Source organism: Actinospica robiniae DSM 44927, from assembly GCF_000504285.1.
Classification (GTDB): domain Bacteria; phylum Actinomycetota; class Actinomycetes; order Streptomycetales; family Catenulisporaceae; genus Actinospica; species Actinospica robiniae.
This window is the reverse complement of sequence record NZ_KI632511.1, coordinates 2,236,687-2,255,125: the sequence shown is the minus strand read 5'-3', so window position 1 is coordinate 2,255,125 and position 18,439 is coordinate 2,236,687. Positions and strand designations below refer to the sequence as shown.

The 18,439-nt window shown below is 71.1% G+C and carries 21 protein-coding genes; 8 read left to right on the top strand and 13 right to left on the bottom strand.

The window, feature by feature from the left end; genetic code table 11:
- Positions 1-119 precede the first annotated feature (119 nt).
- On the top strand, positions 120-1,166 hold the full coding sequence (locus ACTRO_RS09520; RefSeq protein WP_034262814.1) for a glucose 1-dehydrogenase: 1,047 nt from the start codon (positions 120-122) through the stop codon (positions 1,164-1,166).
- Here the strand turns inward: ACTRO_RS09520 and ACTRO_RS09515 are convergent.
- Both ACTRO_RS09515 and ACTRO_RS47095 read right to left on the bottom strand, forming a co-directional pair.
- Positions 1,153-1,680, bottom strand: coding sequence for a P-loop nucleotide/nucleoside kinase family protein (locus ACTRO_RS09515; RefSeq protein ID WP_169739861.1), 528 nt, complete (start codon positions 1,678-1,680; stop codon positions 1,153-1,155). The two genes, ACTRO_RS09520 and ACTRO_RS09515, sit on opposite strands and share 14 nt — an antisense overlap.
- A 34-nt stretch (positions 1,681-1,714) precedes the next feature.
- The gene (locus ACTRO_RS47095) at positions 1,715-2,344 is read right to left on the bottom strand and encodes a hypothetical protein (protein ID WP_157436018.1); all 630 of its coding nucleotides are present in this window, start codon (positions 2,342-2,344) and stop codon (positions 1,715-1,717) included.
- 124 nt (positions 2,345-2,468) lie between these two features.
- Between ACTRO_RS47095 and ACTRO_RS09505 the strand changes: the two genes are divergently transcribed.
- Positions 2,469-3,785: a tetratricopeptide repeat protein gene (locus ACTRO_RS09505; protein WP_051450570.1), complete on the top strand. Its 1,317-nt coding sequence runs from the start codon at positions 2,469-2,471 to the stop codon at positions 3,783-3,785.
- Positions 3,786-3,829: 44 nt separating this feature from the next.
- Here the strand turns inward: ACTRO_RS09505 and ACTRO_RS09500 are convergent, their stop codons facing one another.
- Entirely contained in the window at positions 3,830-4,465 is a 636-nt protein-coding gene (locus ACTRO_RS09500) for a GTP cyclohydrolase II (RefSeq protein ID WP_034262809.1), read from the bottom strand.
- A 121-nt stretch (positions 4,466-4,586) separates the two neighbouring features.
- On the opposite strand from ACTRO_RS09500, the gene ACTRO_RS09495 reads away from it, so the two are divergent.
- On the top strand, positions 4,587-5,021 hold the full coding sequence (locus ACTRO_RS09495; protein ID WP_034273964.1) for a MarR family transcriptional regulator: 435 nt from the start codon (positions 4,587-4,589) through the stop codon (positions 5,019-5,021).
- 12 nt (positions 5,022-5,033) lie between these two features.
- On the opposite strand, the gene ACTRO_RS09490 is transcribed toward ACTRO_RS09495, so the two are convergent.
- Together ACTRO_RS09490 and ACTRO_RS09485 are read right to left on the bottom strand one after the other, a co-directional pair.
- Positions 5,034-5,714 (bottom strand): response regulator, encoded by a 681-nt coding sequence (locus ACTRO_RS09490; RefSeq protein ID WP_034262808.1) that lies wholly within the window; start codon positions 5,712-5,714, stop codon positions 5,034-5,036.
- Complete coding sequence (locus tag ACTRO_RS09485; protein WP_051450569.1) at positions 5,711-6,886, bottom strand: sensor histidine kinase; 1,176 nt, start codon at positions 6,884-6,886, stop codon at positions 5,711-5,713. Before ACTRO_RS09485 ends, ACTRO_RS09490 begins: the two co-directional genes overlap by 4 nt.
- 86 nt (positions 6,887-6,972) lie before the next feature.
- Between ACTRO_RS09485 and ACTRO_RS09480 the strand changes: the two genes are divergently transcribed.
- Genes ACTRO_RS09480 through ACTRO_RS09470 form a run of 3 tightly spaced genes read left to right on the top strand, consistent with a single transcriptional unit; the run spans position 6,973 to position 10,296 of the window.
- On the top strand, positions 6,973-7,911 hold the full coding sequence (locus tag ACTRO_RS09480) for an ATP-binding cassette domain-containing protein (RefSeq protein ID WP_034262807.1): 939 nt from the start codon (positions 6,973-6,975) through the stop codon (positions 7,909-7,911).
- A 4-nt stretch (positions 7,912-7,915) separates the two neighbouring features.
- Positions 7,916-9,493 carry a DUF1349 domain-containing protein gene (locus ACTRO_RS09475; RefSeq protein WP_051450568.1) on the top strand — a complete coding sequence of 526 codons (1,578 nt, stop codon included), beginning with the start codon at positions 7,916-7,918 and terminating at the stop codon, positions 9,491-9,493.
- Entirely contained in the window at positions 9,490-10,296 is an 807-nt protein-coding gene (locus ACTRO_RS09470; RefSeq protein ID WP_034262806.1) for an ABC transporter permease, read from the top strand. Before ACTRO_RS09475 ends, ACTRO_RS09470 begins: the two co-directional genes overlap by 4 nt.
- On the opposite strand, the gene ACTRO_RS09465 is transcribed toward ACTRO_RS09470, so the two are convergent.
- The 6 genes from ACTRO_RS09465 to ACTRO_RS09440 all read right to left on the bottom strand — a co-directional run bounded on the left by ACTRO_RS09465 (position 10,274) and on the right by ACTRO_RS09440 (position 15,878).
- Entirely contained in the window at positions 10,274-11,140 is an 867-nt protein-coding gene (locus ACTRO_RS09465; protein ID WP_034262803.1) for a PIG-L family deacetylase, read from the bottom strand. The genes ACTRO_RS09470 and ACTRO_RS09465 overlap by 23 nt on opposite strands.
- Before the next feature lie 190 nt (positions 11,141-11,330).
- Complete coding sequence (locus ACTRO_RS09460; RefSeq protein ID WP_169739860.1) at positions 11,331-12,251, bottom strand: 2OG-Fe(II) oxygenase; 921 nt, start codon at positions 12,249-12,251, stop codon at positions 11,331-11,333.
- Positions 12,252-12,474: 223 nt separating this feature from the next.
- Positions 12,475-13,194, bottom strand: a complete 720-nt coding sequence (locus tag ACTRO_RS09455; protein WP_211244171.1) for a VOC family protein — start codon at positions 13,192-13,194, stop codon at positions 12,475-12,477.
- A gap of 62 nt (positions 13,195-13,256) precedes the next feature.
- On the bottom strand, positions 13,257-13,988 hold the full coding sequence (locus ACTRO_RS09450) for a YqjF family protein (protein WP_034262802.1): 732 nt from the start codon (positions 13,986-13,988) through the stop codon (positions 13,257-13,259).
- Positions 13,985-14,704 (bottom strand): VanZ family protein, encoded by a 720-nt coding sequence (locus ACTRO_RS43095; protein WP_051450566.1) that lies wholly within the window; start codon positions 14,702-14,704, stop codon positions 13,985-13,987. Before ACTRO_RS43095 ends, ACTRO_RS09450 begins: the two co-directional genes overlap by 4 nt.
- 40 nt (positions 14,705-14,744) lie before the next feature.
- Complete coding sequence (locus tag ACTRO_RS09440; protein ID WP_084316118.1) at positions 14,745-15,878, bottom strand: phospholipase D-like domain-containing protein; 1,134 nt, start codon at positions 15,876-15,878, stop codon at positions 14,745-14,747.
- A gap of 149 nt (positions 15,879-16,027) precedes the next feature.
- On the opposite strand from ACTRO_RS09440, the gene ACTRO_RS09435 reads away from it, so the two are divergent.
- Complete coding sequence (locus ACTRO_RS09435; protein WP_034262800.1) at positions 16,028-16,219, top strand: hypothetical protein; 192 nt, start codon at positions 16,028-16,030, stop codon at positions 16,217-16,219.
- Between the two features lie 96 nt (positions 16,220-16,315).
- Here ACTRO_RS09435 and ACTRO_RS47090 read toward each other — a convergent pair whose 3' ends face one another.
- Positions 16,316-16,462 carry a DUF3040 domain-containing protein gene (locus ACTRO_RS47090; protein WP_157436016.1) on the bottom strand — a complete coding sequence of 49 codons (147 nt, stop codon included), beginning with the start codon at positions 16,460-16,462 and terminating at the stop codon, positions 16,316-16,318.
- A gap of 153 nt (positions 16,463-16,615) precedes the next feature.
- Between ACTRO_RS47090 and ACTRO_RS47085 the strand changes: the two genes are divergently transcribed.
- Positions 16,616-16,801, top strand: coding sequence for a CsbD family protein (locus tag ACTRO_RS47085; RefSeq protein ID WP_157436014.1), 186 nt, complete (start codon positions 16,616-16,618; stop codon positions 16,799-16,801).
- Between the two features lie 47 nt (positions 16,802-16,848).
- On the opposite strand, the gene ACTRO_RS43090 is transcribed toward ACTRO_RS47085, so the two are convergent.
- On the bottom strand, positions 16,849-18,333 hold the full coding sequence (locus ACTRO_RS43090; protein ID WP_051450565.1) for a serine/threonine-protein kinase: 1,485 nt from the start codon (positions 18,331-18,333) through the stop codon (positions 16,849-16,851).
- Between the last annotated feature and the right edge of the window lie 106 nt (positions 18,334-18,439).

Genomic DNA, 18,439 nt, shown 5'->3' with positions numbered 1-18,439 from the left:
ACAGACCAGTGCCCGCTCCCGCGGCTCCGGGTCCGGTTGCCCCGTGCGCCGGGCGCCGCCGATCCTGGGCATGCCACCTTGTGCACGGCCCACGCCGTCCGACTGGAAGGTCGATCCGCATGCTCGCGCTGACCGTGAAGCCGCGCACGCCCGACTCGCTCGCCGTGCTGGAAGTCCCCGACCCCGAACCCGGTCCGGGCGAGCTGCTCGTCGACGGCATCGCGCTCGGGGTGTGCGGCACCGACGTGGAGATCTCACTCGGCGACTACGGCACCGCGCCCGAGGGCCGGGAGCGGCTGGTGCTCGGGCACGAGTCCTTCGGCCGGGTGCGCACCGCGCCGGAGGGCAGCGGCTTCTCGGTCGGCGACCTCGTCGTCGGGGTGGTGCGGCGCCCGGACCCCGAGCCCTGTCCGGCCTGCGCGCAGGGCGAGTTCGACATGTGCCGCAACAACCGCTACACCGAGCGCGGCATCGAGGGCCGCGACGGCTTCGGCTCCCAGATGTGGAGCATCGAGGCCGACTACGCGGTGGCGCTCGACCCGGCGCTCTCGCAGGTCGGCGTGCTGATGGAGCCGACCACGGTGGTGGCCAAGGCCTGGGAGCAGATCGAGCAGATCAACACCCGCGCCTGGCAGCACCCGGAGCGGCTGCTGGTCACCGGCGCCGGCCCGATCGGGCTGCTGGCCGCGCTGCTCGGGGCCGCCCGCGGCCTGCAGGTGCACGTGCTGGACCGGGCCGCGGCCGGGGCCAAGCCGCGGATGGTGGACGCGCTCGGCGGCCAGTACCACACCGGCGCGATCGACGAGGTGGCCGCGAAGGTCAAGCCGGACATCATCATCGAGGCCACCGGTTCGCCCGAGGTGGCGATGAGCGTGGTCAACGCGGTCACCCCGGCCGGCATCGTGTGCATGACCAGCGTGACGCCGATCGGGCACAACGTCGAGATCGACGCGGGCACGCTCAACCGAGAGCTGGTGCTGGAGAACCGGGTCGTGTTCGGCACGGTCAACGCCAACATGCGCCACTACCGGGCCGCGGCCAGCGCCCTCGCCGCCGCGGACACGAGCTGGCTCGAGCAGCTGATCACCCGGCGGGTGCCGCTGGCCAAGGCGGAGGAGGCGTTCGAGCGCGGCGCGGACGACATCAAGGTCGTCATCGAGCTCTGAGGCTCGCGCTCACCTCGTCGAGCGCCAGCTTCAGCATCTCCGCAGAGCCCTGCTTCGCCGAGTCCAGCACCAGGTGGGGCTCTTCCCAGGGCTCCCAGGCCGCCTTCATCCGCAGCACGTGCTCCCACGCGACGGTCGGCTTCCAGCCGGGGATGCCGCGATCGCGCCCCTCCACCCGGGTCCGGTGCACCGCATCGTCAGAGCACGTGCATTCCACGCCGACGAAGCTTCCGCCCAAATTCTCGGCGATGGCGCGGTACCGGCGCCGATCGACGGCCTTGTGCCCGAGCGCGTCGAGCACCGCGTCCAGACCGAGCTGCAGCTGCCGGGCCTGCGCCGCGACGAGCATCATCTCCGCTATCGGCGAGGCGTTCTCGTTGGTCAGCACCCGAAACGGCGTCAGCGCGCCGAGCTGCCAGTCGATGGAGAATACCGGTGCCCGCAGGCTGCGCGCCAACCCTTCGGCCAGCGTGCTCTTGCCCGCCCCGGGAACTCCGGCGACCAGGATCGCCACGCCGGGGCCGGTATCGGCCGCCCGCGCGAGCCTCTCATACACGGCGAATGCGTGTTCGTAGCCTGTTTCCATGATGTCCCCACGGTACCCGTGGCCGCGGTGCGCGGGAGGGGCTATGACCGATTACAGCTCGAACACCTTCTTGACCACCGCGAAGACGATGATGGAGAGGATCCATACGACTACGCCGCTCGCGAACAGCACGCCCGCCGCGGTCGAGCCGGCGTCGACGATGTGCCAGATCCAGCCGGAGGGCTGCGAATCCAGCGATGAAGCCGACGCCCACCACTTTGATGTACCCGGCCGCTTCCGCATGCGGGACGGTCTCGAGCGCGGCAAGATCAGCGGGATCGGCGAGGGGACGTAGCGTGATGTACTTCGCCGCGCCGCTGGTGATGTTCTCCAAGCCGCCGAAGGCGTCCGAGGGCGCACAGCCGAAGGCGGCCGCCTGCCCGTCCTGCACGGCGAAGGGCCGGATCCGGCTGGCGCACCAGTCGATTTTCAGCTGAAGAGTGTGCCGGCCCGCCGCGAGCGGGAAGCGGAGCGTCTCGCCGCGCTTGATCTTGCCGGCCTCGGCGCCGTCTATCAGGACTTTGTAGCTGCGGTAGCCGTCGCGCCGACCCGTCTTGGCGCGGGTCAGCACGAGCGTGCCGACGTCATTCACAGCATTGATGGTAGGCCCTGAGCCCGCCCCGGCGCCCCGCCGGCGCGCGGAACAGCGCTCTGCGACAGGCGTGACGCGGGGCCGCACGTTTGCAAGTCAGAACTCGGGGTTATCGGTGGTAGTCGTGGAGACTGACGCCAAGCTCAACCGGCGCGGCCGCCCGCACGACGGGTGGCTCGCGCCGCACCACGTCGACGTGCTGATCGAGCATGGACACGTGCGGGAAGTGGAACGTCTTGCCGAGGAAGGCGACTTCTACTGCGCGCGCGCCATCGCCGCACGTCACGCCGAGCAGGGCCGGCACGATGACGCGCTCGCCCTGCTCACGCCGTTCGCCGACACCGGCTGGTGGCACGCCGTGCAGTCCCTCGCCGGGGTGCTCGTCTCCTGCGGCCGGGCCGACGAAGCGATCGATCTGGCGATCGAACACGCCGAGGCGGGGGAGCGATCGGCTGTAAATTACGCGGCCGCGCTGCTTTCCCGGGACGGCCGGGTGGACGAGGCCTTCGCGATGCTGCGCCCCCGTGTCGCAGACTCCTTCCACGCGCGGGCGCTGGTCGACATCAGCGACGGGCTCGGCCGGGACGAGGAGGTCATCGACGCGCTCGACGAGTACGCGGCCGCCGCGGCTGCGCTGGAACGCTGGCAGGCGATCGATCTGCTCGCGACCGTGCTCGAGCGCACCGGCCGGGTCGACGACGCGGTGGCCACGCTCCAGCGCAACGTGCGGGTGCAGAGCATGACCTGCGTGAACCTGGTCGAGCATCTCGCCGATCTGCTGGCCCGGCACAACCGGCACGAGGAACTGCGCGCCCTGATCGACGGGCACGGCGGGGACCAGGCCGCCTTCCGCCTGGCCCGCCACCTCGAGCACGGCGGGGACGTGGACGGCGCGGTCGCCGTCCTTGCGCCGCTGGTCGCGACGGGACGGCCGCACCCGGCGATCGTGTTGGCCGGCCTGCTGGTGCGCACCGGCCAGGCGGACGAGGCGCTGCAGGTGCTGAGCGACGGGCCGCTGGGCGGTGAGGCGGACTGGCTCCGCTACACCTGGGCCGAGCTGATGGCTGCCTCGGGGCGCGCGGACGAAGCCCTGGCCGTGCTCGAGGACTCGCCGGACGGCGCGCTCGACATGAGCTGGGAGCTGTTCGAGCGGCGGCTCGGGCTGCTCGCCGCCGGCGGCCGGATCGAGCAGGCGGTGGACGAGCTGCGCGCGCACCCGCACGCGGGCGAGTGGTACGCCGCCTGGAGCCTGGCCGCGCTGCTCGAGGCCGACGGACGGCACGAGGAGGCGCTCGAAGCGCTGGAGTCGAGCCCGGATCACTCGCTGAGCGCTGATCTGCATGCCAGGCTGCTGATCGGCCAGGGCCGGGTCGAGGAAGGGGTGGCGATGATGCGGCGCCCCCGTTCGGCGCTGCCCGATCCGGCTGAGCCGTGGATCTGAGATCTGTGCCCTGAAACTCGAGCCCTGATCGACCCGGTGGCCTGCTAGACCAGCGCGGCCAGGTCGAGGCTGTGGTGGGTCAGCGTCGCCTTGGCCATCAGGTAGCCGCGGTTGTGCGAGGTGGCGTGCACGCCGGTGCTCACCCGCTCGCTCAGCTCGATGCCGTGGTCGAGCAGCTGTCGAGCCTTGTCGGGGTTGTTCGACAGCAGGTCGATCCGGTCGGCGCCGAGCGTGCGGAGCATCTGTGCGGCGGCCGTGTAGTCGCGCGCGTCCTCGGGCAGCCCGAGCGCGGCGTTGGCGGCGTAGGTGTCCAGGCCCTGATCCTGGAGGGCGTACGCGTCGAGCTTGTTGTACAGGCCTATGCCGCGGCCCTCCTGGCGCAGGTACAGCAGGTACCCGCCGCGCTCGGAGATCCGCTCGACCGCCTCGCGCAGCTGCGGGCCGCAGTCGCAGCGGGCCGAGCCGAACACGTCCCCGGTCAGGCACTCGGAGTGCAGCCGCACCAGCGGCACCTGACCCGGCTCGATCGTGCCGAGCACCACGGCCACATGCTCGAGCCCGTCGGCCAGTCCGTGGAAGGTGACCAGCTCGGATTCGGCGCGGAACCCGTCGCCGAAGCGCAGCGGCACGTGCACTCGGGTGCGCACGGACGCGGCCGGAAGGTTCAAATTTGAACTCATGAGGCTCAGCGTACGGCAGAGTTCAAATTTGAACAACCCCTGGTAGACTGGTGCCGTGAGCGAGAAGGCGCCGCACGGTACGTCGCCGGCGCCGGCGACGAAATGGCTGGACGCGCGGGAGATGCGCGCCTGGCAGGCCTTCCTCGCCGCCGGCGCGCTGGTCGCGCGGCGGGTCGAGCAGCAGCTCAAGGAGCAGGCCGGGCTCTCCCACCTGCAGTACGAGGTACTGGTCCGGCTCGCCGGGACCGAGGACGGCGAGATGCGCATGGCCGAACTCGCCGAGGCGCTCTACACCTCCAAGAGCGGGCTGACCTACCAGGTCGGCCAGTTGGAGAAGTCCGGCCTGGTGCGCCGGCGCAACTGCGAGATCGTCCACGGCGTGTTCGCCGTGCTGACCGAGGCCGGCCGGGCCAAGCTCGAACAAGTCGCCCCCGGTCACCTCGCCACCGTCCGCGCCTACCTCGTCGACGTCCTCGACGAGGAACAGCTCGACCGCATCGCCGAGGCGCTCGAACAGGTCGCCGACCAGGCCGCCGAGACCGACGGGCCGCTCTGAGCCGGAGCCCGCTCAGCGTCCGGCCCGCGGCACCACGAGCCCTGATTCGTAGGCCAAGACCACGGCCTGGGTCCGGTCGCGCAGACCCAGCTTCATCAACATCCGGCTGACGTGCGTCTTCACGGTCTGCTCGGTCACCACGAGGCGGTCCGCGATCTCCTGGTTCGAGAGTCCCTCGGCCACCTGCCGCAGCACCTGCGTCTCACGCGGCGTGAGCGCGGCCAGCGTCGCGGCGCCCGCGGTGTCCGGCACCGGCGCGGGGCCCCGCGTGGCGAACTCCTTGATCAGACGGCGGGTGACGGCCGGCGCCAGCAGCGCGTCGCCGGCCGCAACCACGCGCACCGCGTCGAACAGCCGCTCGGCGGTCACATCCTTGAGCAGGAAGCCGGACGCGCCCGCGCGTAAGGCCTCGTAGACGTATTCGTCCAGGTCGAACGTGGTCAGCATGAGGGAGCGCGGGCCCTGCCCGGCCAGCCGCCGGGTGGCCTCGATGCCGTCCATCACCGGCATCCGGATGTCCATCAGCACGACGTCGGGCTGCGCCTCCTGGCACACCCGCACGGCCTGCGCGCCGTCGCCGGCAGTGCCGACGACGCACAGATCGGGCTGCGAGTCGAGCAGCGCCGCGAAGCCGTCGCGCACGATGGCCTGGTCGTCCGCGACCACGAGCCGCACCGGGGATGTCTCGGTCACGCCGTCTCCTGAGGTTTCGCCGGAAGGGCCGCCTCGACCGAGAAGCCGCCGCCCGCCACGGCCCCGGCCGTCAGCGCGCCACCCACGGCCGCAGCCCGCTCGCGCATCCCGGCCAGGCCGTGGCCGGCCGCCGCGGCGTCCACCTGCGCGCTCACCACGCCCGGCCCGTTGTCGCGCACCCGGATCCGGACCTCCGTCTCCCCGTAGCAGAGTTCGACGTCGACCGCGGCGCCCGGCGCGTGCCTGCGCGCGTTCGTCAAAGCCTCCTGGATGATGCGGTACGCGGCGAGCTCCACGCCCGGGTCGAGCGCCGCCGGACGGCCGCTCAGCAGCAGCCGCGTCGCCGAACCGGAGGCCTCGCGCGCCTCGTCGACCAGCTCGGTGACGTGGCTGAGCCCCGGCTGCGGACGCAGCGGCGGCGTCTCGGCGTCCGGCCACTCGTCATCCTTGAGCACACCCAGCAGCCGGCGCATCTCGGTCAGCGCGGCCCGCGCCGTGTCGCCGATCGCCTGGAAGCGGCGCGCTCCCGCCTCCGGCAGACCGGGCGTGGTCAGCCGCGCGGTCTCCGCCTGCACCGAGACCATCGAGATGTGGTGCGCGACGATGTCGTGCAGTTCGCGCGCGATCCGGGCGCGCTCGCCGCGTTTCGTGTGCTCCAGCAGCTTTTCCTCGAAGTCCTGGCGGTGCGCGCTGCCCTCTTCGTCCTGCGCGCGCAGCCGACCGGACGCGCCGACGAGCGTGGCCGCGGGAACCAGCGCGGCCGTCAGCAGCGTCAGTGCGGCGCTCTCCGAGGAAGCCGGGCGCGGCCCGACCAGAACCGCGATCAGGAAAGGCAGGCACAGGGCGAGTACCAGCAACGGCGGCCCGCCGCGTCCGGCCCGGTAGCCGGCCAGCGTCGCGGCTATCAGCCCACTGACGGTCAAGCTGTGGAAGGCGACCAGCGAGAGCAGGCTGACCGCAAGGATCACCGTCGCCGCGGTGGCCGCGCTCGGCAGGATCAGCGGGAGTGCCGAGAGCGCGGAGAGCGCGCATACACCGAGAGTGCCGGGGGAGCTGCGCGCGGTCACCGGCGCCAGTCGCAATCGCACCGCCGCCTCGACGACCGCGCCCGATGCCAATAGCGCCGCGGCTCCGGGACGGAGTCGGGCGCGAGGCGCGGCGTCGGTGGTCACGGCCCCATTGTGCCTGGACCCGATACCAAGGTCGTCCCTCTCGGGAGTGACGACCCGGGCCCGGCCGCTGCGTACCGTCTCCCGGTATGGAAGCAACCATCGACGTCAGCGGCGCGCGCAAACGGTTCGGACGAACCGTCGCGCTCGACGGCCTGACCTTCTCGGTAAAGCCCGGCGAGGTCACCGGGTTCCTCGGCCCCAACGGCGCGGGCAAGTCCACCACGATGCGCGCGATCCTCGGGCTCGACGCGCTCGACGAGGGCACCGCGCTGGTCGGCGGCCGCAGCTACCGGAGCCTGGTCCGGCCGCTGGCGCAGGTCGGCTCGCTGCTCGACGCGAGTGCGCTCCAGCCCAGCCGGTCCGCCCGCAACCACCTGCTCTGGCTCGCGCACTCGCAGGGTCTCGGCGGTAACCGGGTCGACGCCGTCCTCGCGCTGGTCGGCCTGGACGCGGCGGCGCCCCGGCGCGCGGGCGGTTTCTCGCTGGGCATGCGCCAGCGCCTCGGCATCGCCGCGGCCATGCTTGCCGATCCGCCGATCCTGGTGCTCGACGAGCCCTTCAACGGCTTGGACCCGGACGGCTTCGTGTGGATGCGTGGCTTCCTGCGCGGGCTGGCCGCCGAGGGCCGCGCCGTGCTCGTCTCCAGCCACCTCATGGGCGAACTCGAGGGCAGCGCGACGCACGTCGTGGTGATCGGGCGCGGCCGCCTGGTCACCGAGGCCGCCGTGGCGGATCTGATCGCCGCCGCGTCGAGCGGATGGGTGGCGCTGCGCACCTCCGCCCGCGAGCGGGCGATGGCGGTACTGGCCGAAGCCGGCGCCACCGTCGCGGTGACCGGACCGGACACGATGACCGTGCGCGGCCTGGAAGCGGAGAAGATCGCCGCGCTCCTCGGCGCCGGTGCCGTGCCCTTCGCCGAGCTCTCCCCGCACCGAGCCAGCCTGGAAGAGGCCTACATGGAACTCACCCGCGACGCGGTGGAGTACCGCGCCCAGGGTCCGGACGCGTCGAGCACGGGAGCGTGACCAGATGACAAGCCTCGATGTCGTGCCGCCCGCACCGCAGAGCTCCTATCGCAGTACGCTGCCGCAGAGCCGGGCCGGGTTCCGCCAGCTCGTGCACGCCGAGTGGACCAAGTTCCGGACCGTCCGCGGCTGGGCGCTCGGCGTCCTCGGCGCGATCGCTCTCATGACCCTGATGTCCGTCACCGGCGCACACACCGGATCCAACTGTGTCAACGGAATCTGCTCGGCCGGCCCGAGCCTGCCGCACTACGCCCCGACCGGGATACCCGTATCAGACTCCTTCTACTTCGTCCATCAGAACCTTGACGGCGACGGCTCGATCACGGTGCGGGTCGAATCCCTCACCGACACGCTCGAAGCCGAGGGTCCGCACGAGTCCGCCCCCGACGCCGGCAGCCACGAGACCTGGGGCAAGGCCGGCATCCTGATCAAGGCGGGTTCGACCCCTGGCTCGTCCTACGCGGCCGTGATGGCCACCTCCGGCCACGGCATCCGGATGCAGTGGGACTACACCCACGACGTGGCCGGACGCCCGGCCGCAGCAAACGAGTCCGACCCCGGCTGGCTGCGCCTGACCCGTGCCGGCGACACGATCACCGGCTACGAGTCGGCCGACGCCAAGAGCTGGACGAAGCTCAGCACCGTCACACTCCCCGGTCTGAGCCCGGGCATTCAAGCGGGCATGTTCGCCACGTCGCCGGAGTTCTCGCAGGACACACAGTTGATCGGCGGCCTGGAGAGCAGCGCCTACGCCAGCACGGCGAGCGCCACACTCGACCAGGTCTCACTGCAAGGTGGCTGGTCCAGCGGCGCTTGGACCGGCACGGCGATGGGTGACGGCAACGGCAGCTACACCGCGCAGCCGGGCGCCGACGGTGACACGTCGTACTTCCTCACCGGTAACGGCGACATCGCCGCTGCCGCCGACCTGGACGACACCGCCGCGCACTCCGAGGCCGGAGCGTTCCTCGCGCTGATCATCCTCACTGTGCTCGCGACCCAGTTCGTCACCGCGGAGTTCAAGCACCGGCTGCTCGGCGCGACGCTGGCCGCGAGCCCGAGCCGCGGACGGGTGCTGGCCGCGAAGACGCTCGTGGTGGCGTCCGTCGCAGGCGTCGTCGGGCTGGTCGCCTCGGCTGTCTCCGTGCCCTTGTTCAACCGGGTCTGGCCGGCCGGAGCGCTCTACAAGGTCGGCGCGGGCACTGAAGTGCGCGTCATCCTCGGCACCGCCCTGCTGCTCGCCGTTGCCGCGGTCTTCGCCCTGGCCATCGGTACGATCTTCCGCCGCAGCGCCGTGGTGATCACGACCGTGCTGGTCGTCATGGTGCTGCCGTACATCCTGGCCATCGGCTCGCTGCTGCCCGGGGGAGCGGCGGACTGGCTGCTGCGGGTCACGCCCGCCGCGGCGTTCGCGATCCAGCAGACGATCCCGGTGTATCCGCAGGTGGATAACATCTATCTGCCTTATGCGGGCTATTACCCGCTCGCGCCGTGGGCCGGGTTCGCCGTGCTGTGCGGATACGCGGCCGTGGCGATGGGCGCGGCCTGGCTCGTGCTGCGCCGACGGGACGTGACGGCATGAGGTACGCCCTGCACGCCGAATGGACCAAGATGCGCACTGTGGCCGGGCCGTCCTGGCTGTTGCTGGCCACAGTCGTGCTGACGATCGGGCTCGGTGCCGTCATCGCCGACGCGTCGGCGGTCGCGGGCTCGGCCTCGTCGGCCCTGAACAGCGGCACTCACCACGGCGAGGACGGCGTGCGGCTGACGCTCGGCGGGATCCAGGTGAGCCAGGCCGTGATCGCGATCCTGGCTGTCCAGGCGGTGTCCGGCGAGTACGCCACCGGGATGATCCGCACCACGCTGACGGCGATGCCGAAGCGGCTGATCGCTCTCGCCGCCAAGGCCTGCGTCACCGTCGGCCTGGCCAGCCTCGCCGCCCTGCCCGCCGTCTTCGGCGCCTTCCTGCTCGGCCGGGCCATCCTGGTCGGCCACGGCTTCACCCCGGCGCACGGCTACAACACGTTGAACCTGACCGACGGCCCGATCCTGCGGGCCACCCTCGGAACAGTGCTCTACCTCGCCCTGATCGCCCTGCTGAGCATGGGAATCGCGCTGCTGGTGCAGGAGACCGCGGTGGCGATCGGCGCGGTGCTGGCCCTGCTCTACCTCTTCCCGCTGCTCGCCGCGGCCGTCGGCGACCCGGTCTGGCGCCGCCACCTCGAGCAGGCCGGACCGATGACGGCCGGCCTGCTCGTCCAGACCACCACGGATCTCAGCGCTCTGCCGCTGAGCCCGTGGCAGGGCCTGGGCGTGCTGGCGCTCTGGGCGGTGGCCGCCGCCGGAATCGGCGCGGTCGGCCTTACGCGCTCGTCGTCGGTGTGACGCGAAGCCCGGCGAACAGGTCCGTCTCCGGCACCGGGGCGCCGGTCGTGTCCTGCACCCGCACGAAGGTCTCCTGGCCCATCAGCCGGGTGAACCGCTCCACGCCCAGGTTCAGGAAGAAGATGTTCTCGCTCTGGCTCGCGTGCGTCTGCAGCGCCTTGTACTTGACCGCGCCGTAAGCCGTGACGTCGAGGAAGGTGGAGACCTCCTCGTCGGGCAGCCCGATCTCGAACGCGGGCTGCTCGGACGGCTCGGCCGTCTCCTCCGGCTCGTCCCAGTCCGCGCCCATCTCCTCGATCATCACCCGACGGAACTCGGCCATCGCCGAGCGCGGGATCGTGGTCCAGTAGACCTTGGGCCCGATGTCGGCCAGCGCGAGGGCCGCCATGGTGATGCGGTTCGCCTGGATGTGGTCGGGGTGGCCGTAGAAGCCGTTCTCGTCGTACGTCACGACGACGTCCGGCTGGTAGGTGCGCATCAGCTCGGCGAGCCGGGCCGCGGCCTCCTCGACCGGCGTGCTCCAGAACGAGCCGGGCGCGTCGTTCTGCGGCCAGCCCATCATGCCGGAGTCGCCGTAGCCGAGCAGCTCGAGGTCGCTCACCTTGAGCACCGCGCAGCTCGCCTCGAGCTCCTCCCGCCGCAGTGCGGCCACGGCCGCCGGGTCGTGGCCGGGCTCGCCCGGCTTGACTCCGCCGGGCGCGTCCCCGCAGCTACCGTCGGTGCAGGTCACCAGCACCGTGCGCACGCCTTCCGCGGCGTAGCGCGCCAGCGCGCCGCCGGTCGAGGTCGCCTCGTCGTCCGGGTGGGCGTGCACCGCCATCAACGTCAGTGGTCGATCAACCATGATTGACATCCTACGGCCTTGGCCGCCGCCATCCGGATCACATTCCATCGCAACGGCGGCGAACTAGCCCGCGCCACGCAGCTCGACCCGCAGCGGCACGCCGCCGTGCCGGCTTCAGTGTGATCATCGGGAAGTCGACCACGACGGCGTCGGTGACCGGAGGGGCGTCCTTTGGAACCTGCAGCCGGACTCAGTGCTCGTGGCCGTGCTCCTGGCCGTAGCCGGCGTTGCCGGTCTCCTTGGCCAGGCGGTCCTTGCGCATCCGCCACCACTCCGTGCCCTGGTTCGGGTTGACCAGGTGCGCGGCCAGGGAGACGGCCTTCGAGGTCTGGTTCAGGCCCTTGTAGAGGCCGAGCCGGGTCTTGCGCACGACGCCCTTGTGCTCGCCGTGGGTGCGCCACGCCGTGGTCGTGTCGCCGCCGAACTCCTTCGTCTCCTCCGCCGTGTAGTAGTACAGGGCGATCGACTTGCGCCAGCGGCCCTCGACGATCGGCTTCGGGAAGCCGTGGATGGAGCGGTTGTCGGTGGTGAAGACCATCGCGGTGCCCCAGCCGGGCACGACCGTCTTGGCCGGCTTCTCCGGGTCCCCGAGCTGCAGGCAGCCGCCGTAGGACTCGTCCCAGTCGTCGTTCAGGTAGACCAGGACGTTGATGCGCCGGTACAGGGCCAGCGGCTCGTAGAGGTGGAAGTCGGTGTGCGGCGCGAGCACCCCGCCCGGCCCGCTCATGTGCAGGCCGCCGCCCTTGAGGTAGGGGTCCGGGATGAGCTTCGGTATCCCGGTCAGCTGCTCGAGCAGGCGCAGGAAGGTCGGCTCGCACAGCTCGTGGACGAGCTGGCGGAACGGGTCCGGGATGACCTCTATGTTCGAGCAGGTGAACTTGCGGAACTGGTAGGTGTCGCCCAGCTCGGTCCAGGACGGCCACTCCGGCTCGGGGAAGTGCTCCATGGCCGACGGCGCGAGGTTGAGCATGTCCCGGAAGACGGCGTGCGGGAACGGCCCGGCCTCGTTGTACCCGGCCGCCGTCGCCTCGACCTCGGCCCGGAACTTCGAGAAGTTCCACGCTGTGGACGAGCCCGCCGCCACGGTCTCCGAACCTGGGACTACATCCACGCTCATGAGGGTCCCCCCCGGTTTTCCTGCTGTGAAGATCTCAAGGTCCGTGCGCCTTGAAAGCCGGCAGTACCATATCGCGCCCCCGCCCCCGTGTGCCAGAAGACCGGAGGAAGCCTCAGTGAACAAAGGACCCGGAGAGGTTTCGAAACATTTCGGACGTACGCCCCGGCGGCCGCCGCTGGAGCGGGGCGGCCGCCGGCGCTGCGCGGACCGGGCCGGCTCAGCCGTTCACGGTCAGGCAGAACGGGTGGCCGACCGGGTCGGCGAACACCCGGAAGGTCTTGCCCCCGCCCTCCAGCCGGCGCGCTCCGAGCTCGAGCGCCCGGGCCTGCCCGGCGTCGAGGTCCTCGACCTTGATGTCGAGGTGGAACTGCTGCGGCCGGGCCGGGTCCGGCCAGTCCGGGGCGGTGAACTCGGCGACGTTCTGGAACATCACGCTCGAGCCCTCGCCCGCCACGAGCGCGCCCTCGGGACCGTCGTAGGTGACCTCGAGGCCGAGCAGGTCGGCGTAGAAACGGGCCAGGCTGGAGGCCTCCGGCGCGTCGATGGTCACCGCGAACAGCTGGGTCGCCTCGCCCAGGCCGTCCTTCTGGCAGAGGTCGAAGGGGTGCCCGGCCGGGTCCGCCAGGGTGATCCAGGACGGGCCGGTGGCCAGCCGGGTGGCGCCGAGCTGCTCGGCCCGGGCCGCGGCCGCCTCGATCCCGTCCACCTGCAGGTCGAGGTGGAACTGCTGCGGATGCTCCTGCCCCGGCCACTGCGGGGCGACGTGGTCGGGAGCGAGCTGGAAGGAGATGCGCCGGCCGTCGCCGGTCTCGACGGTGTTCCAGTCCGAGTCGCGCTCGGCCACCCGCCACCCGGCCAGCTCGGCGTAGAAGGTGGTGAGCCGGTCGATGTCCGGCGCGTCGAGTACGACGGAGTCGATGCGTCCTGTCAGAGTCATGGGTCCATCCTGCCCCCGTGCACTGACAAACCGGGGCGAACGCGCCGCCGCAGGTCACGCCGTCAAGGGGATGAGATGCCAGGCCCGAAGCGGACCGGCACGCCGGGGGAGTACAGGACGCTCGCCGGCGGGCCGGCGATCTGCGGCAATCCCGCCGCGGCGACCAGTTCGTCCTCGCAGCGCAGCAGTTCGGCCCGGTGCAGCGGCCAGCGCGGGTGCTCGTTCGGCTGGTAGACCGGCCTGCCGCGGCGGGTGTTGTGCAGGCCCCAGCGCGCCGTGAGGAAGTGTTCGAGCTCGCTGGGCTCCTCGATCGGCTCGCCGATCCGGATCGAGATCCGGCTCCGCGCGCCGCGCGGCTCGGGCCAGCGGCGGCGGCTGGTGTAGTGGATCGTCTCGCCGTGGCGGCGGATGGACATCTTCGCCCACGTATAGGGCAGTTGGAAGCCGATCCGCGCGGTGAGCACCGGGAGCAGGCGGGAGGCTTCGAGCGAGCGGAACACCACGCCGCGGCGCCCCTGGGCGTCCACCGAGTACAGCCGCACGTTCGTCTCCGGGAACGTGCCCACGTACGGCAGCCCGGGCAGGCCGGCCCAGCCGATCCGGTGCATCCGGAACGCGATCAGGCCGACGTAGCTCACCTCGCCGAGCACGTCGGGCTCGGCGCCGGTCGGCAGCAGCGGCGCGACCGCCTCCGGCGGCACGGCCCAGTGCAAGAAGGCGAGATCCAGCCAGGACTGGGACAGCAGCGTGCGACGGATCGGGCGTGGCGCGGTGGGCGTCACCGGCTCGGTCATGCCGCCATCTTGCCACGCCGCCGGGCCACCGAGGTCTTGAGCTTGCGCTGCCACCAGTGCAGGTGGTTCGGGTGCAGGCGCATGCCGAACATCCGGCCGAGCGGGATGTAGCCGGCCGCGGCGCCGATCGCGGTCAGAATCAGCACGTCGATGGTCAACGGCGTGCCGGGGATGCAGTAGTACTGGACCAGCTGGATCCCGACGACGAACAGCGCGGTGAACGCCTCGACCCGGATCAGGCCCCGCAGTTGCGGGGTGATCTGCGGGAGCAGGAAGCCGAGCAGGAACCCGAGGGCGACGTTGCCGCCGATCTGGAAGACCTGCTCCTGCACCGTGCCCTCGTTCAGGTAGAGGTGCACCGAGGCGAAGGGGTGCAGGTTCGGATGGCTGAAGGCCACCGAGCCCGGGGTGGGCACGAGCGTGATCCGCAGCAGCTCGAGGACGCTGAGCACCAGCAGCAGCAGCGCGAGGCTCTGCAGCATCGCCTTGGCCGCCCGCTGGCCGCGCGACTGCCAGTGCAGCGCGACGCGACGTTCCCTCGGCTTCTCAGGCTCCTCAGCCTCCTTGGCCGGTCGCGCCTTCCCGGCCGACCTGGTGGCGGCCTTGACCTTGTCCAGGTTCAGCGCGCGCTTCGCCGGCGGTCGTGCCGGCGTCTTCTTCTTCGGCCGAGGCTTCGCCTTCGCCTCGGCCGCTTCTACGGACTCGCCCCTTCGCATCCCAGCCTCCCGCGCCCGCGAGTACCCGGAGGGAGGATGTTTACACCTGGGTGCCGCCCGAGAAGTCCGCGGACAGCTGGTGCTCGATCATGGTGATGTCGGGCGCGTCGTGCAGGATGATGCCGAGCTCGCGGTTGCGGTCGAGCGAATTGGTGGTGAGGTTCATCGAGCCGAGCTCGACGGCCTGGTCGGACTGGCCGGCGTCGGCCAGAACTATCTTCGCATGGATATACAAGCCCTTCGACGAAGAGTAGCCGACCACCTTGCCGCCGGCCGCCTCGAGCTTGGATATCGACGACTTGTACTGCGACGGGGATTCGACCACGACCCGGACGGCCACGCCCGCCTTCGCCTTGGCCACGAGCGCGTTGACCACGGCCGTGGCGTTGAACTCCTCAGCCTCTATGTCAATGGTCTTGTGCGCGCCCGCGATCACCGACAGGATCCGGTCCTGAGCCGAGTTGGGCGACCAGAGCAGGTCGTCGGCGTTCGACGCGGTGATCGACTTGTGCGCGTAGTCGGCGTTGAAGACCGCGACCACAGAGGCGACGTCCTTCTTGTCGGTGTCGAAGTACCCGAAGTCGCGCGTCTCGGAGTAGTAGTTCGACGTCAGATTGCCGGTGAGGATCAGCGATTCCCGGTCGTCCACCGTCAGCGTCTTCTGGTGGGTGTACTGGAAGGTGGTGGAGGACCACACGACCCCGATGCCCGCGCCGGTCAGCTTCGTGTACGCGGCCTGGTTCTTCGATTTCTCGGCCTGGTCGAGGATCACCCGCACGTGCACGCCGGCCTTCTGCTTGGAGATCAGGTCGCTGACGGCCGTCGTGTCGCTGAGCTCGTACATGGTCATGTCGATGCTGGAGTGCGCCGACTCGATGAAGTGGTAGATCGTCGGCTCGCTGGTCGTGTCGGTGGCGAAGACGAACGCCCCCTTCGTCGTCGCGCCGCCGGTGCCCCCGCCGCCGGAGCCGGAGCCGGTCGCCCCGGCGCTCGAACTCGATCCGGACTTGCCGCCGATGTCGGGCAGCTTCCCGTGATGCGCGTGCAGATACGCGTAGCCGCCGAAGATGAGCGCCGCCGCCAGAACCAGGGCGCCATAGCCGTTGCGCGACGATCCGCGCCGTCTGCTGCTTGTTGTTCTTCTCGAGCGTCCGCTCCGCCGCGTGCGCGCCATCCCGCCGATTCCCTTCGTCCGCGCCTGGAATTGCGCTTTCCGTGTGCTCGACTCGGCGTGAGGTAAACCACAGCGGGGGTTTGGCGGCGGATTGATCGGTTACGCGCACCACCTCGTACGTTCGACCCGTTCGACCGGAGGAGGACCCTTTGTACGGCAGCAGCCTCATTCCGTCCAGCGTCAACGATCCCCACGGCCTGGACCCGGCCCCGCGCGAGCGGCACGGCGCACAGCTCAAGGCTGCCAAGCACCGCGGCCGGCACGCGCGGCACAAGAGCCATAAGCCGTTCGGCTGGCTGCATCCGCACCAAGATCAGCCGCGCGAGATGATCGGAGACTGATCGAGACGGCGAGAGCGCATGCTGCCGGCCCGCGGTCCGCGGGCCGGCAATGTGCTGTCTCGGGGGATGTGTCCCTGAGATATGTGGCGAAGCGGATCAGGAGGCTTCTTCGGCGTCCTTGGCCCGCTTGTTCTTGCGGGATCGCTTCTTCAGCTTGTCGAAGCGCAGGGCCCAGCGGGGGCTCTCGAACACCAGCTGCTGCTCGATCAGGCTCAGGATCTGTTCTTCGCGTGCTGAAAGCATTCGCTCGCCTCCCGATGTCGCCCTTGCCGTCGGTCTCAGGGGACCTGCGAGTACCCGCTCGCTCCGGGTCTACGCATGATCGGCTGGGGTGGGGGCACTCGAAGTGCGGCCAAAGCACCGTCAGAACGGTTGCCGAGAGGAGCGTCGAAGCTCATGACCAGGACTGAGACGATGCATCAGCTGGTGCGCAAGGCGAAGGGCCGGATGCTGGAGGTGAAGGGCCGGACCACCGGAGACCGCCGCTCGCTGCTGCGAGGCCGCGTGCTGCGGGCGAAGGGCGACGCCCGGCTGCGGGCACACCGGTTCGGCCGCCGGCTGCGCCATTCCGGCCACCGGTGATGCCCACCGGTGACGCGCACCGGTAGGCATCCGGGCCGGCGGCTGTTCTAGCCGGCCGCGGAGATCGAGAAGGAGGCGAGTGCCTGTACGGGTCCTGCTTCGGCTTGGACGAAGTAGCTGCCCGGCGTGGCGCCGCTCGCGCGATCTTCCTGGACGGCCGGATCCACCGTCGTCCGCAGGGTTCCGTCGGCCGCGGCGTACACGCTGAACGGCGTGGCCGACGGGCCCTCCAGGGTGATCCACACCAGTCGTCCGGGCGGCCAGCCGGTGCCGCGCACCGTGAAGACCGTCTTGGGGCCGCCCTTCGCGGGCTGGATCGAGAGCGTCGCCGGGAACGGCGGCGCCTGGCCGTCGTAGGGCGGGGGCGGCGGGGGACCTCCCTGGCCGTTGTGGTCCGCGGGCGGCAGGGCCTGGCCGCTGAGATCCACGCCGGCGGCGGTGCTGCTGGCGCCGGCCGCCTTGGCCGGCACCGATGAGTTCGGCCATTCGCTGATCACGCCGTAGACCACGCCGGCCGCGACGCCGAGGACCGCGGTCGACACCGCCGCCACCGCCATCCACGTCCGGCTGCCGCGGCGCCGCGGCTCGGGCGGAGCCGGTATCTGTTGCGCGGACTGCTCCTCCGCCTCCTCCAGCAGGCGGCTCGCGTCGGCCACGCGCTGGTCGACGAGGGCGCGCCCCGCCTCCGGCAACGGCGTGTCGGCGGTGTCTCCGAGGTCTGCGGCGAGCACGGCCAGCAGGTCCGCGCAGGCGGGCCGGGCTTCGGGGGAGCGGGCGAGGCAGGCGGCGAGGGACGGCGCGATCGCCTCGGGCACGCCGTCGAGATCGGGCGCCGAGGTGAGCATCCGGAAGATGGTGGCCTCGACCCCCGGGCCGGTGAACGGCAGGTGCCCGGACGCCGCGAACACCAGCGTCGCGCCGAGCGCGTACACGTCGACGGCCGAGGTCAGCTCCTCGCGCTGGTTGAGCTGTTCCGGCGCCATGAACGCCGGGGTGCCCGGGTGAGTTCCGCTGCGGGTCAGGTGCCCGGTGTCGGAGGCGTAGGCGAGCCCGAAGTCGACGAGTACGGGCCCGGATTCGGTCACCAGGATGTTGCCGGGCTTCACGTCCCGGTGAACCAGCCCCGCGCGGTGCACGTCCATCAGGGCACGTATGCAGCCCGCGGCGATCCAGCGGACCAGTTCCTCGGAGAGCGGGCCGCAGGCGGCCACGAGCTCGTCCAGCGTGGGCGCCGGGATGTACTCGGTGGCCAGCCAGGGCGGCGAGGCGAGCGGGTCGGCCGCGATGACGTGCGCGATGTGGCCGCCGTCGACCCGGCGCGCGGCCCGGATCTCGCGGACGAAGCGCTCGCGGTAGGTCGGGTCGGCCGCCAGCTCCGGGCGGATGACCTTCACCGCCGCCAGCCCGACGGACGCGTCGTGTCCGAGGAAGACGCGCCCCATCGCCCCGGTGCCGAGCGTTCCCAGGACGGCGAACGACCCGATCCGTGGCGGTGCGGCGGCGTCTGCCGCTCCGTCGGAGCCCTCTGACATGTCGTTAGTCCTCCCCGCTTCGGCCCGGGGCCATGCTAGCGGGCGCACATACGCCAGGACCGGGAACGCCGCGCGGCTGGCGCGGATTCACCGAAAATCTGCTTGT

Excerpts from the sequence above, each read along its gene's own strand:
- ACTRO_RS09450 (WP_034262802.1), bottom strand. The coding sequence starts at position 13,988 with ATGACCGAGCCGGTGACGCCCACCGCGCCACGCCCGATCCGTCGCACG.
- ACTRO_RS09440 (WP_084316118.1), bottom strand. The coding sequence starts at position 15,878 with ATGGCGCGCACGCGGCGGAGCGGACGCTCGAGAAGAACAACAAGCAGC.
- ACTRO_RS09520 (WP_034262814.1), top strand. The coding sequence starts at position 120 with ATGCTCGCGCTGACCGTGAAGCCGCGCACGCCCGACTCGCTCGCCGTG.
- ACTRO_RS43095 (WP_051450566.1), bottom strand. The coding sequence starts at position 14,704 with ATGCGAAGGGGCGAGTCCGTAGAAGCGGCCGAGGCGAAGGCGAAGCCT.
- ACTRO_RS09465 (WP_034262803.1), bottom strand. The coding sequence starts at position 11,140 with ATGGTTGATCGACCACTGACGTTGATGGCGGTGCACGCCCACCCGGAC.
- ACTRO_RS09475 (WP_051450568.1), top strand. The coding sequence starts at position 7,916 with ATGACAAGCCTCGATGTCGTGCCGCCCGCACCGCAGAGCTCCTATCGC.
- ACTRO_RS09500 (WP_034262809.1), bottom strand. The coding sequence starts at position 4,465 with ATGAGTTCAAATTTGAACCTTCCGGCCGCGTCCGTGCGCACCCGAGTG.
- ACTRO_RS09495 (WP_034273964.1), top strand. The coding sequence starts at position 4,587 with ATGCGCGCCTGGCAGGCCTTCCTCGCCGCCGGCGCGCTGGTCGCGCGG.
- ACTRO_RS09480 (WP_034262807.1), top strand. The coding sequence starts at position 6,973 with ATGGAAGCAACCATCGACGTCAGCGGCGCGCGCAAACGGTTCGGACGA.
- ACTRO_RS47085 (WP_157436014.1), top strand. The coding sequence starts at position 16,616 with ATGACCAGGACTGAGACGATGCATCAGCTGGTGCGCAAGGCGAAGGGC.
- ACTRO_RS09455 (WP_211244171.1), bottom strand. The coding sequence starts at position 13,194 with ATGACTCTGACAGGACGCATCGACTCCGTCGTACTCGACGCGCCGGAC.
- ACTRO_RS09470 (WP_034262806.1), top strand. The coding sequence starts at position 9,490 with ATGAGGTACGCCCTGCACGCCGAATGGACCAAGATGCGCACTGTGGCC.
- ACTRO_RS47090 (WP_157436016.1), bottom strand. The coding sequence starts at position 16,462 with ATGCTTTCAGCACGCGAAGAACAGATCCTGAGCCTGATCGAGCAGCAG.
- ACTRO_RS43090 (WP_051450565.1), bottom strand. The coding sequence starts at position 18,333 with ATGTCAGAGGGCTCCGACGGAGCGGCAGACGCCGCCGCACCGCCACGG.